The sequence below is a fragment of the Stenotrophomonas maltophilia group sp. msm4 genome (genome assembly GCF_032025605.1).
In the GTDB taxonomy this organism is placed as follows: Bacteria; Pseudomonadota; Gammaproteobacteria; order Xanthomonadales; family Xanthomonadaceae; genus Stenotrophomonas; species Stenotrophomonas sepilia.
The window spans coordinates 344,033-356,376 of the sequence record NZ_JAVSKK010000003.1 but is presented as its reverse complement, the minus strand read 5'-3'; the positions used below and the strand labels follow the sequence as shown (position 1 = coordinate 356,376).

Here is a 12,344-nt window from a genome sequence, read left to right as displayed (position 1 = left end):
CACGGCAGTGCAATGCACCGTTGCCGGCATGCACACGGCCGCTGGCCTACCCTTTCGTGGATAGTCCCGTCTCCCTCCCCCACTGCTGGAGCCCCTCATGACAGTCCCCGCCTTCGGTCTTGGCACTTTCCGCCTCAAAGACCAGACCGTGATCGATTCCGTGCGCAACGCGCTGGAGGTCGGCTACCGCGCCATCGATACCGCGCAGATCTACGGCAACGAAGCCGAAGTCGGCCAGGCCATCGCCGATTCCGGCGTGCCGCGCGATGAGATCTACCTGACCACCAAGATCTGGATCACCGAGTTCAAGCGCGAAGCGCTGCTGGCCAGCCTGCGTACCAGTCTGGAAAAGCTGCGCACCGATCATGTGGACCTGACGCTGATCCACTGGCCGTCGCCGAACGACAAGGTCGACGTGCCGATGGAGGAGTACCTGACCGCACTGGCCGAGGCCAAGGCACAGGGCCTGACGAAGGAGATCGGCATCTCCAACTTCACCATCGCGCAGACCCGCAAGGCGATCGGCATCCTGGGTGCCGGCGCCATCGCCACCAACCAGATCGAGATCCACCCGTACCTGCAGAACCGCCTGCTGGTGAAATTCCTGCAGGACAACGGCATCCACATCACCGCCTACATGAGCCTGGCCTATGGTGAGGTAATCAAGGACCCGGTGATCCAGGCCATTGCCGGCCGCCACCAGGCCACGCCGGCGCAGGTCGCGCTGGCCTGGGCGCTGCAGCAGGGCTTCTCGGTCATTCCGTCCTCGACCAGGCGCGAGAACCTGGCCAGCAACCTGGAAGCGGCAGCGATCCGCCTGACCGACGAAGACATGGGACAGATCGCCAAGCTCGACCGCGGCCATCGCCTGGCCAACCCGGAAGGCATCGCGCCGGCCTGGGATTGATTCCAACGACGGCGCGCAACTGCTCTGGTAGACGCCGACCCTGGTCGGCGCAGACGTCTGACCGATCGATGAAACGCCGTGCCGACCAAGGTCGGCACCTACCAGAACGCGGGGATCATCCCCTGCCCTGCAACAACCACCGACGCATTGCCGCACTGACCTCGTCCGGTTTCTCCATCGGCGCCAGGTGCCCGCAATCGGGCACCACCACCAGCTGCGAGTGCGGCACCATCGCGTGCATTTCCTCGCTCACCGCGAGTGGCGTAATGCGGTCGTTGGCGCCACATACGATCAGCAGCGGATCGCGGTAACCGGCCAGCACATCATGGCCATCGCGGCGTTCCAGTGCGCTCTGGCGCAGGAACACTTCCGCGCCCAGGCGAGCGGTCATGTCGCGCACGCGCTGCACCAGCACGTAGTCGTCCAGCCGCGAGGCGTCGATGTAGCTGCGCATCAGCACATCGCCGAAGCCGTGGAACTTCCCCGGCAGACGCACGCTGGCGCGCTGGCTGCGCCGCTGCTCGGCGCGCTCCGGCGAGTCGGCGTGGATCGAGGTGTCAATCAGCGCCAGCTGCAGCACCCGTTCCGGCGCGATGCGCAGGATCTGCTGGGCCACGAAGCCGCCCAGCGAGAACCCGGCCAGCGCAAAGCGCTCCGGTGCCTGCGCCAGCACGTCTTCGGCCACCGCCTGCAGGGTCTCGCCACGGGTCTGGTCGCCCACGGTGCAGTCGGCGATATCGGCCAGGTCGGCCAGCTGCGCGCGCCACAGCTCGGCATCGTTGAGCAGGCCGGGCAGCAGCAACAGGGGGATACGGTCGGTCATGGGGATATTGTCGCGCCAGCACGGTGACGGAACCATGCCGCAACGGGCGATTGCGTTGTAGAGTCGCGCCATGCTCGACTGCAGCACAGCCCGTCGAGCATGGCTCGACTCTACAGAAGGCAGCGACACGGACGCGACCATGGCAGCCCCCTACAACAGCGGCACCCCTTCCCCGCCGGCACTGCGCTTCGACGATGCGCTGGTCACCACCGCCTTCGAGCTGCCCGGCCATCGCGTCGTGCGCAACCTCGGCGTGGTGCGCGGTATCACCGTGCGCTCGCGTTCGATCGTCGGCAACTTCCTGGGCGGTATCCAGACGCTCTTCGGTGGCAACATCACCATCTACACCGAGCTGTGCGAACAGGCTCGCGAGGAAACCTACCGCGACATGGTCAAGCACGCGCGGCAGCTGGGTGCCAACGCGATCATCGGCATGCGCTACGACGCCACCGATGTGATGACCGGGCTGACCGAAGTGCTGTGCTATGGCACGGCGGTGGTGGTAGAGCCGGTGCGGTGATGCAGCCGCCAAGCCTACGCAAAAGCAGCCGAGCGTAGGCTCGGTTCTACAGGAATTACGCCACCGGCGGCACGTCGGGCACCTCGACCTGCTGCACCGGCAAGGTCACCATCATCACCGTCGGGTCGTCCGGGTCCAGCCTGGTCTTGAATCCCAGGCTCTGGCACATCGCCAGCATGGTGCTGTTCTCGCGCAGCACCTGGCCTTCGACCACGTCCAGGCCCAGCCACTTCGCGTACTCGATCATGATCGCCATCAGCCGCCAGCCGATGCCGTGGCCCTTCAGGTCCGAGCGGATCAGGATGCCGTACTCGCCACGGTGGTAATCGGCATCGGCGTGCAGGCGCACTGCGCCCAGCATCTCGCCGCTGCGCGGTTCGATCGCTACCAGCGCGATCGAGCGCGCGTAGTCGAGCTGGGTCAGGCGCGCGATGAATTCGTGGCTGAAGTGCTTCACCGACTGGAAGAAGCGCAGGCGCAGGTCCTCGTCGCTGACACGGGCGAAGAACGCACGGAACAGCGCGTCATCCTCCGGCCGCACCGGGCGCACGAAGGCCCGGCCGCCATCGGACAGTTCGATGGTGCGCTCCCACTCCTTCGGATACGGAAACACCGAAAAGCGCGGATGGCCACGGCCCTTGTGCAGGATGCGCGACGGTGCCACTGCCACGCGCGCGTCGAGGGCGAGGATGCCCTTGCTGTCGACCAGCAGCGGGTTGATGTCCAGCGTGCGCACTTCGGGAATATCGGCGGCCAGCTGTGCCAGCTTGACCAGCGCCAGCGCCAGTGCGCGCTCGTCGGCGGCGGGCACATCGCCGTAGGCCTTGAGGATGCGCGAAGCGCGGGTCTGGCCGATCAGCTCGTGGGCCAGGCGCAGGTCCAGCGGCGGCAGGGCCAGCGCCTTGTCGTTGATCACTTCGACGGCGGTGCCGCCACGGCCGACCACGATCACCGGGCCGAACGTCGCGTCATCGGCGATGCCGACAATCAGTTCGCGCGCCTTCGGGCGGACGATGGTCGGCTGCACCAGCAGGCCATCGATGCGCGCATCCGGCCGCAGCTGGCGCGCACGCGACAGGATCGCGTTGGCCGCGCTCTGCACCGCCGGCAGCGTGGACAGGTTCAGGCGCACGCCGTCCACTTCCGACTTGTGCGGGATGTCCGGTGACAGGATCTTCAACGCGACCGTGGCACCGCGTTCCAGCAGCGGCTGCGCCAGGTCCATCGCCTCGTGCGCATCACGCGCGTGCATCACCGGCGCGGACGGGATGCCGTAGGCCTTGAGCAGCTCATGCGTGGCCAGCGGGTCCAACCACTGCTGACCATTGGCCAGCGCAGCATCAACCAACGCTCGCGCGGCCGCCGCATCGACATTGAAGTCCTGCGGCAGGCTGGGTGGCGTTTCCATCAACGCGCGCTGTGCTTCGCGGTAGCGCACCAGATGCTGGAAGCCACGCACGGCCTCCGCCTCGGTCGGATAGGTCGGCACCCGCGCCGCGTTGAGCGTGGCGGTGGCCTGGTCGTCGTTGCCCAGCCACACGGCGAACACCGGCTTGTCGCGATGATGGCGCGGGCGCAGGCCGAGCGTGCGGGTGAGGGCCTGCGCCGCGTCGGCGGACGAGGTAAACGCGGTGGGCACGTTGACCACCATCACCGCGTCGTTCTCGTTGTCGGCCAGCAGCGCTTCGATGGCCGCGGCATAGCGCTCGCCATCGGCATCGACCACGATGTCGACCGGATTGCTGCGCGACCAGCCCTGCGGCAATACCAAATCGAGCTTCTGCACCGTGCTGTCGGACAGGGTGGCCAGCGTGCCACGCAGCGCGATCAGCTGGTCCACGGCCAGGCGGCCGACACCGCCGCCATTGCTGAGAATGGCCAGGCGGCGACCGGGGAAGGTACCCAGCCGCCCCAGCGATTCGGCGGCGGTGAACAGCTCGTCCAGCGCGCCGACGCGCAGCAGGCCGGCGCGGTTGAAGGCCGCGCCGTACACATCATCGGCACGCGCCAGGGCCTGCACATGGGTGTCGCGGCTGCCCGGCTGCACGCGCTCGGCGCGGCCGGACTTCACCACCACCACCGGCTTGGCGCGGGCGGCGGCACGCGCGGCCGACATGAATTTGCGCGCGTCCTTGATCTGCTCGACATAGAGCAGGATGGCGCGGGTGCGGTAGTCGGTGGCGAAGTAATCGAGCAGGTCGCCGAAGTCGACGTCCATCGTGTCGCCCAGCGAGACCACGGCGGAGAACCCGACCGAGCGCGCCACGCCCCACTCCACCAGCGCGGCGGCGATCGCCGAGGATTCGGAAATCAGGGCGAGGTCGCCTGCCTGCGGGAAATGTGCGGCGATACTGGCATTCAGTCGCGCGTGCGGCGCGATCACGCCCAGGCAGTGCGGCCCGAGGATGCGCAGGCCATGCTTGCGCGCCACCGCCTCTACCTGTGCGGACAACGAACCCGGGCCTTCGCCCAGGTGCGCGGTGAGGATGATCGCCGCCTGCACGCCGCGCTCGGCGGCGGTACGCACCACCTGCGGCACGATCGCCGCCGGTGCGGTGATGACGACCAGGTCCGGTACCCAGTCCAGATCCTTCAAGCGCTTGACCGTGCGGATGCCATCGATTTCGGCGTGCCGCGGGTTGATCCACGCCACCTTGCCGGGGAAACCGGTGCCGCGCAGGTTACGCATCACCGCGCGGCCGGCCGAACGCTCACGCGGACTGCCGCCGATCACCGCGACCGACTGCGGACGGAACACAGACTGCAGGTGGTAGGTACTCATGCGCCTACGGTACCCAAAAAAGGGGACGGAGGGGATTAAGTCGTTTGTGCACAAACGACTTAATCCCCTCCGTCCCCTTTTTCTGTTACAACAACGTGCCGTGCAGGATCAGCGCGGCGATGCTGAAGTAGATCACCAGGCCGGTCACATCCACCAGGGTGGCCACGAACGGCGCCGAGGCGCTGGCCGGGTCGAAGCCGAGCCGCTTCAGGACGAAGGGCAGCATCGAGCCGGACAGCGAACCGAAGGTGACGATGCCGACCAGCGCGGCACCGATGGTGATCGCCAGCAGGATCCAGTGCTCGCCGTAGTCATGCAGGCCACCCAGCTGCCAGATCACGATGCGCACGATCGCCAGGCAGCCGAGGATGGCACCCAGCACCATGCCGGTCGGGATCTCGCGGATGGCCACCTTCCACCAGTCGCGCAGGCGCAGTTCGCGCAGCGCCAGGCTGCGGATCAGCAGCGAGGTGGCCTGCGAGCCGGAATTGCCGCCCGAACTCATGATCAACGGGATGAACAGGGTCAGCACCACCGCGCGCGCCAGTTCGTCCTCGTAGTGCTGCATCGCGCTGGCGGTCAGCATCTCGCCCAGGAACAGCACGCTCAGCCAGCCGGCGCGCTTGCGCAGCATCTCGAAGAAGCCGATCTGCATGTACGGCTTGTCCAGCGCTTCCATGCCGCCGAACTTGTGCGCGTCCTCGGTGGATTCCTCGATCAGCGCATCGAGCACGTCGTCCACGGTGACGATGCCGAGCATCTGCTGCTGCGCGTCGACCACCGGGATCGCCAGCAGGTCGTGGCGGCGGATCAGCCGCGCCACTTCTTCCTGGTCCATCAGCGCGTCCACCGTCACCGGCGGATTGACCTGGGCCACGTCCAGGATCGATTCCTCGGGCAGGCCGGTGATCAGCCGGCGCATGGTCACCACCTGCTGCAACTGCTGGCTGGCCGGCTCCAGCACGTAGATCGCATACACCGTCTCGCGGGTACGCTCGACCTGGCGGATGTGCTGCAGGGTCTGCGCCACGGTCCAGCTGGCGGGTACCGCCACGTACTCGGTGGTCATCAGCGCGCCGGCGGTGTTCGGCGGATAGCTCAGCAGCTTCTGGATGGCCTGGCGGGCGTCGGTGCCCAGCAGCGGGATCAGCCGCGCGCGTTCTTCCTCATCCAGCTCGTGGACGATGTCGGTGGCGCGATCGTCAGCCATCAGCCCGAGCAGGGCAGCGGCGCGTGCCGGCGGCAGCGCGGCCACCAGCTCACCGCTGCGGTGCAGTTCCGGCGCTTCCAGCATCTTCACTGCACGCGGCAACGGCAGCGCGGCCAGCGTTTCCGCAGCGCGGGCCAGTTCCAGTGTGTTGAGGAATTCCACCGCATCGGCGGTGTTGTAGTTCGCCAGCGGTGCGGCCAATGCGGCGGCATCGGCCACCGGGCGCAGCAATTGCTTCTGGTTCATCGGTTTTGCCTTGTGGGGGTGCGACCTCGCGCAACGCCAACGCAGGCAAACCGTCCCGATGTCAGGCGGTGGCCATCGCTGGCGTCGAACGAGGTCGACTTCTACTGTCGCTGGACATGGGTTGGGGACTCCGGGATGCGTGTGCCGGCGGACGCGCCGCCAGCGGCGGGCAGTCTGGACCCGCGGGCCATGCAGGTCAACCCGGCATCCCTGCGCCGGGCGCCGGCCGGCCGGTTGTTCTCGTGCATACACCGACCGGCGCGCATAATGGCCGGGTGGCGCTCGCCACGCTTTCCCCACCCGAACGGACGCACTGCGGGCTTCCCCGATGACCAGGTATTCCCATGCATAGCGGCGGTCTGGAACTGGCCCTGGTGCTGCTGCTGGCGGCGGTCATTGCCGTGCCGGTGTTCAAGAAGTTCGGCTTCGGCGCGGTGCTGGGCTACCTGGCGGCCGGCGTGGTGCTGGGCCCGGACGGGCTGGGCTTCGTGCAGGACGCCGACCGCATCCTCGGCGCGGCCGAGATCGGCGTGGTGATGCTGCTGTTCGTGATCGGCCTGGAGCTGTCGCCGGCACGCCTGAAGGTGATGCGGCGCTCGGTGTTCGGCGCGGGCGCGGCGCAGGTGGCGATGTCCGGGCTGGTGCTGGGCGGCCTGCTGCTGCTCGACCACTTCCAGTGGAAGAGCGCGCTGGTGGTCGGTGTTGCGCTGGCGCTGTCATCCACCGCGGTAGGCCTGCAGCTGCTGTCCGAGCACAAGGCGATCAACAGCGACCATGGCCGGCTGGGTTTTGCCATCCTGCTGTTCCAGGACCTGATCGCGATCCCGCTGCTGGCGGCCATCCCGCTGCTGGGCGGGGCGAAGAACGAGACCCTGCGCTGGGAAGACGCCGCCGTGGCCCTCGGCGCGCTGGCCGTGGTGATCCTGTGCGGGCGACCGGTGCTGCGCAAGGTGTTCAGCATCATCGCGCGCACCCGTAGCCCGGAAGTGTTCACCGCCACCGCTCTGCTGGTGGTGCTGGGCACTGCCTGGTTCATGCAGGAAGCGGGCCTCAGCCCCAGCCTGGGCGCGTTCCTGGCCGGGGTGCTGCTGTCCGATTCGGAGTTCCGGCACGAACTGGAAGCGCAGATCGAGCCGTTCAAGGGCCTGCTGCTGGGGCTGTTCTTCATCGCGGTGGGCATGGGCATCGATCTCGACCGCATCGCCGCAGAGCCGTGGCTGATCGCCGCCGGCGTGGCGATCCTGCTGGTGGTCAAGTTCAGCCTGCTGTATGTGATTGGCCGTATTGCAAAGCTCAGTCCGCGGCAGTCGCTGCTGCTGGGCAGCGTGCTGTGGCTGGGGGGCGAGTTCGCCTTCGTGGTGTTCAACGAAGCGCAGCGCGCGCACCTGCTCGGCAACGCCAATCACGATCGACTGGTGGCGATCGTCGGCCTGTCGATGGCGATCACGCCACTGCTGATGATCGCGCTGCTCAAGCTGCTCGGCCAGGAGAAGGCTCCACCGCGCGGGACCGCCGAGGCCGACAAGGTGGCACCGGACAACCGGCCCAAGGTGCTGATCGCCGGCATGGGCCGCTTCGGCCAGGTGATCGCACGCCTGCTGACCGCACAGAAGGTGCCGTTCGTGGCGCTGGAGGCGAACCCGGACACCGTGGCCGACCTGCGCCGCTTCGGCAACCAGCTGTACTACGGCGACCCGACCCGCCCGGAGATGCTGCGTGCAGCGGGTGGCGAACACATCGATGTGTTCGTCATCACCGTGGACGACCCGGAGACCAACCTGCGCGCGGTGCGCATGGTGCGCCGGCTGTACCCGGACGCGAAGGTGCTGGCGCGTGCACGCAACCGCCAGCATGCCTGGCGACTGATGGACATGTCGGCCGAGCCGTTCCGCGAAGTGTTCGGCACCAGTCTGGAAATGAGCGGGCGCGTGCTGACCGCATTGGGCGTGGCACCGGACGTGGCCGAGCGCCATGTGCAGCGTTTCCGTGAGCATGATGAACAGCTGCTGCGCGACCAGTACCTGGTGTACGACGACGAGGCCGCGGTGATCCAGACCTCGCGTGATGCACGCAACGACCTGATGCACCTGTTCGAAGCTGACGCGGAAAGCGACGGCGAGTAGGTGTGCCGGCCAACGGTCGGCATCCACCTGATCGATGGCGGACCCGGTAGTGCCGGCTGCTGGCCGGCAATCCCGTGATCCCGGAGATGTCATGAGGTAGCCGGCCAGCGGCCGGCACTACCCTTTTCCAGGGATCAGCCGTTGTCGCGCAGGAACCGGGCCATCGAGGAGACGCCCGGCACGCGCGGCTCGAACTCGCCAGCCACGTCGATGAAGCCGCGCATCACTGCGATCTCGCGCGGACTGCGGTTGAGGCTGTCGCGCGCTTCAGGATCGGCGCCGGCGCGCAGCAGGCGCTGCACCAGCAACGGCAGGCCATGCAGCGCGGCCAGGTGCAGCGGGCCGAAGCCGCGCGGGTCGCGTACGTCCAGGCTTACGTCCTCGTCCAGCAGGCGCTCCACTGCGGCCATCACCACCTGCTCGTCGCAGGCGGTACCCGGCTCGGCGCGCGCGCCCAGCAGCAGCAGCAGCGGCGTGACAGCACCAGCGGCGGCCTGGTCCGGTTCGGCACCGGCCAGCAGCAGGGTGTCGAGCAGGGCCAGCAGGCGCGAGCGGTCGCGGGCACTGAAACCGTACAGCGCGGCACAGTGCAGCGGACCCAGCTGCTGCGCGTCACCGGCATGCACGTCGGCACCCGCCGTGAGCAGGCGCGCGACGATGTCCGGAAGGCCCAGCGCGGAGGCCAGCATCAGTACCGTCACGCCACCCGGCAGGCGGTGTTCCAGCTTGGCGCCAGCGTCGAGCAGGGCCGAAACGATGTCCACCTGGCGCATGCTGACCGCCGCCGACAGCGGCGTCGCGCCACTGGCCGCCGCGTGCTGCGGATCGGCGCCGCGCGCCAGCAGCAGGTCGGTTACCGCCAGGTGGCCGCCACCGGCAGCACGCAGCAGCGCGGTGCAGCCCTGTGCGTCGACCGCGTCGACGGCGAAGCCCAGATCGATGAGGCGGCGCACTGCATCGACGTCACCGGCCATTGCGGCGGCCGGCAGATCGGCCTCGCGCAGGGTCCGGCGCGGCAACGGCCACACCCGCCAATCGAGCCAGTCGGCCAGATCGCGGCGACCGATCGACAGCGCCACGCCCAGCGGTGTCTGGCCGTCGGCGGCACGTGCTTCGGGCGAGGCACCATGCTGCACCAGCAGCTTAAGCGCGCCTTCGCGGGCCAATGCGGTGGCCAGGTGCAGCGCGGTCATGCCGTGGCTGTCGCGTGCTTCGCGATCAACGCCGGCCTTGAGCAGGGCCTGCTGCAGCCGCAGCCACCCCAGGCGCACCGCCAGCGACAGCGGCGGATCGCCCGCCGGCGAGGCGGCGAACGGATCGGCGCCACGCTCAAGCAGTTCCAGTGCCAGCTGTTCCAGGCCACGCGCGGCCTGGTCGTGCTGTGCGCAGGCAGCAAGGAAGCGCGCCAGGCCACCGCGGCCGGCCGGCGACAGGCCACGCTGCAGCATCACCTGCAACGCCGGCACCGCATCGATGCCGCGCGACAACAGCGCGAACATCGGCGTATCGGAGCAGGCATCACGCACATAGGGATCGGCGCCGTGGCCCAGCAGCCAGTCCACCGCACGCGGTTCCAGCGCCAACTCCGGATCGAGCAGCAGCCCGCCCAGTTCCTCCGGCTGGCACAGCCTGGCCAGCGCCGCCATGCCGTCGGTATTGCCGAAGCCCAGGGCCTCGCGCAGCAGGGTCAGCGGCGGACGATCCGGCAGCAGGCCGCTGGCACTGGCCGCTTCGCCACGATCGGCCAGGCCATCACTGACCGCGGCCGGCAACGGATAGGACGGGTCCAGCAGGGCTACGATCGCCCAGCGGCCGGCCTCGGCGGCGTAGTCCACCGCACGGCGGCCGAGCGGATCGGTGGCATCGGCCGCGATGCCCAGTTCGACCAGGCGCTTGATCAGCAGCGGCGAGACATCCTCGGCCATCGCCGCCAGCTGCACCGCATTGCGGCCTTCGCCGTCCACCGCGACCAGGTCCGGCTTGTGCGGCAGCAGGTGCTCGATCACGGCGGCACGACCGGCACGGGCCGCTTCCAGCCACGGCGTACGCCCCAGTGCGTCGCGCGCCTCCAGATTGGCGCCCGCGCCGAGCAGCACGCCGATGATCTCGACATGGCCGGCCAGGGCCGCCTCATGCAACGCACTGCGGCGCTGGCGATCGCGGGCGTCGGCCCGTGCCTTGTGCTTGAGCAGCAGCTGCACGCCCGCCGGATCATCATCCTCGGTGGCGGCGGCGGCCAGCAGCACCGGGGTGCCATCGGCCGGTTCGCAGCGTGCACCGCGTTCGAGCAGGAAGCGGGCCAGACGCCAGTTGCCCACCTGGCAGGCCACCGCCAGCGGCGACCAGCCATCACGGTTCAGCGCATCGACTTCGGCAGCGGCATCGCGCAGCAGCGCGGCCACCCCCGGGTCGGAACTGCGTGCGGCATGGTGCAGCGGGGTGTTGCCATCACTGTCGGTGGCACGCGAGTCGGCGCCGTTGGCGAGCAGGGTCATCACCGCTTCGGGGCGGCCATGCCAGCTGTCGCGGGTCGCCGCCAGCAGCGGGGTCATGCCCCGGTGCGGCGCATTCACATCGACGCCGCGGGCAATCAGTTCGCGCAGCAGGCGCAGGTCCGGCAGCACCGCGGCCAGCACCGCCAGGCTGCGCTGGTCACGCCAGTTCGGGTCCGGCAGCGCATACGGATCGGCACCGGCCTGCAGCAGCTGCAGGCCCCGGTCGATGCGGCCCTGGCGGGCGGCTTCATACAGCGCCGGTGTCAGTTCCTGCGGCGCCATCGCCTCCAGCGGCACGGTTTCGGCCGCCGCTGCGAACATCGGTTCGGGTTCAGCGCTGGACGCCGCCAACGGGCTGGAGCGCAGCGACACCAGCGGCGCAGGCGCGACCCGCTGCAGCAGCAGGTGCAGCACCGGCGACAGCAGTACGACCGCCAGTGCGGCGGGCCAGCGCGCGCTTTCCGGCAACAGGCCCGGCCAGGCCGGCAGCACCACCAGCGCGGCCAGCGCAATGACCAGCGCGGCCACGCCGAGGCCACGCCAGGCAGTCAGGTCGCGCCCCGCCAGCGCCTGCCAGTGCTGGGCCAGGCTGCCATCCAGGCGTTCGACATCGTTCCACAATGGCCAGGTGCGCCAGGCCGCCAACAGGCCGGCACTGACCAGTACGCTCAGGCCAAGCACTGCCGCCAGGCTGCCGCTGTCACGCAGTGCTGCGAGCGGCCAGGCCAGCAGCAGCGCCAGCAACAGCGGGGCGGCTGCCCACAAGGCCAGCAGCGCCGGCAGGTCCTGGCGTGCGACCACCTTCAGCGGCAGCAGCGCGCGGCTGCGGCGCCACCACGATATCGCCAACGCGAACGCGGGCTGCGCCAGTGCGGCAAGGACCGCACCCGGAACGCCGCCCACGGCGGCGCCCAGCGCCAGCACGGCGCCCGCGGCGAAGGCAATTGACAGAATGCGCGGACGGGAGGCGTCAGTCATAGTGGCGCGGCATCAGGCTGGCCACCGACGGCGGCACCTGCAGGTAGAACCCGCGCTCGCTCATTTCGCTGCGGACCTTTTCCGGGTCAGCCTGTGCCAGGCGGCGCTGGGCATCCAGGGCCACCTCCAGCACGAAGGCGAGCGTCCCCAGCGAGGTGAGCAGCGGCGCGGGCAGCGCGCTGAAATCATCGCGTCGGGGAACGTAGACGTAGGTGTCCGGCTTGAGTTGGCTTTTATAGACGTAGGCGTGCATGTCCGCG

General features: G+C 69.0%; 8 protein-coding genes. 3 read left to right on the top strand and 5 right to left on the bottom strand.

Translation table 11 applies throughout. From position 1 onward, the window contains the following. Positions 1 to 97 precede the first annotated feature (97 nt). Positions 98 to 907, top strand: a complete 810-nt coding sequence (gene dkgB / locus ROV93_RS15865) for a 2,5-didehydrogluconate reductase DkgB (protein ID WP_072168049.1) — start codon at positions 98 to 100, stop codon at positions 905 to 907. A 115-nt stretch (positions 908 to 1,022) separates the two neighbouring features. Here the strand turns inward: dkgB and ROV93_RS15860 are convergent, their stop codons facing one another. Next, positions 1,023 to 1,730 carry an alpha/beta hydrolase gene (locus ROV93_RS15860; RefSeq protein ID WP_072168050.1) on the bottom strand — a complete coding sequence of 236 codons (708 nt, stop codon included), beginning with the start codon at positions 1,728 to 1,730 and terminating at the stop codon, positions 1,023 to 1,025. A gap of 139 nt (positions 1,731 to 1,869) precedes the next feature. Here ROV93_RS15860 and ROV93_RS15855 point away from each other — a divergent pair, with 139 nt between their 5' ends. Next, positions 1,870 to 2,250, top strand: coding sequence for a YbjQ family protein (locus ROV93_RS15855; protein WP_072168051.1), 381 nt, complete (start codon positions 1,870 to 1,872; stop codon positions 2,248 to 2,250). Between the two features lie 55 nt (positions 2,251 to 2,305). On the opposite strand, the gene ROV93_RS15850 is transcribed toward ROV93_RS15855, so the two are convergent. Both ROV93_RS15850 and mgtE read right to left on the bottom strand, forming a co-directional pair. Further along, positions 2,306 to 5,032: a bifunctional acetate--CoA ligase family protein/GNAT family N-acetyltransferase gene (locus ROV93_RS15850; RefSeq protein WP_312540356.1), complete on the bottom strand. Its 2,727-nt coding sequence runs from the start codon at positions 5,030 to 5,032 to the stop codon at positions 2,306 to 2,308. A gap of 85 nt (positions 5,033 to 5,117) precedes the next feature. Next, positions 5,118 to 6,488, bottom strand: coding sequence for a magnesium transporter (gene mgtE, locus ROV93_RS15845; protein ID WP_072168052.1), 1,371 nt, complete (start codon positions 6,486 to 6,488; stop codon positions 5,118 to 5,120). 344 nt (positions 6,489 to 6,832) lie between these two features. On the opposite strand from mgtE, the gene ROV93_RS15840 reads away from it, so the two are divergent. Beyond that, positions 6,833 to 8,611, top strand: a complete 1,779-nt coding sequence (locus ROV93_RS15840; protein ID WP_072168053.1) for a monovalent cation:proton antiporter-2 (CPA2) family protein — start codon at positions 6,833 to 6,835, stop codon at positions 8,609 to 8,611. 134 nt (positions 8,612 to 8,745) lie between these two features. Here ROV93_RS15840 and ROV93_RS15835 read toward each other — a convergent pair whose 3' ends face one another. Both ROV93_RS15835 and ROV93_RS15830 read right to left on the bottom strand, forming a co-directional pair. After that, positions 8,746 to 12,084, bottom strand: coding sequence for an ankyrin repeat domain-containing protein (locus ROV93_RS15835; protein ID WP_072168054.1), 3,339 nt, complete (start codon positions 12,082 to 12,084; stop codon positions 8,746 to 8,748). Next, positions 12,077 to 12,337 carry a YcgL domain-containing protein gene (locus tag ROV93_RS15830; protein ID WP_014648833.1) on the bottom strand — a complete coding sequence of 87 codons (261 nt, stop codon included), beginning with the start codon at positions 12,335 to 12,337 and terminating at the stop codon, positions 12,077 to 12,079. Before ROV93_RS15830 ends, ROV93_RS15835 begins: the two co-directional genes overlap by 8 nt. Positions 12,338 to 12,344: the final 7 nt, after the last annotated feature.

Excerpts from the sequence above, each read along its gene's own strand:
- dkgB (WP_072168049.1), top strand. The coding sequence starts at position 98 with ATGACAGTCCCCGCCTTCGGTCTTGGCACTTTCCGCCTCAAAGACCAG.
- ROV93_RS15860 (WP_072168050.1), bottom strand. The coding sequence starts at position 1,730 with ATGACCGACCGTATCCCCCTGTTGCTGCTGCCCGGCCTGCTCAACGAT.
- ROV93_RS15855 (WP_072168051.1), top strand. The coding sequence starts at position 1,870 with ATGGCAGCCCCCTACAACAGCGGCACCCCTTCCCCGCCGGCACTGCGC.
- ROV93_RS15850 (WP_312540356.1), bottom strand. The coding sequence starts at position 5,032 with ATGAGTACCTACCACCTGCAGTCTGTGTTCCGTCCGCAGTCGGTCGCG.
- mgtE (WP_072168052.1), bottom strand. The coding sequence starts at position 6,488 with ATGAACCAGAAGCAATTGCTGCGCCCGGTGGCCGATGCCGCCGCATTG.
- ROV93_RS15840 (WP_072168053.1), top strand. The coding sequence starts at position 6,833 with ATGCATAGCGGCGGTCTGGAACTGGCCCTGGTGCTGCTGCTGGCGGCG.
- ROV93_RS15835 (WP_072168054.1), bottom strand. The coding sequence starts at position 12,084 with ATGACTGACGCCTCCCGTCCGCGCATTCTGTCAATTGCCTTCGCCGCG.
- ROV93_RS15830 (WP_014648833.1), bottom strand. The coding sequence starts at position 12,337 with ATGCACGCCTACGTCTATAAAAGCCAACTCAAGCCGGACACCTACGTC.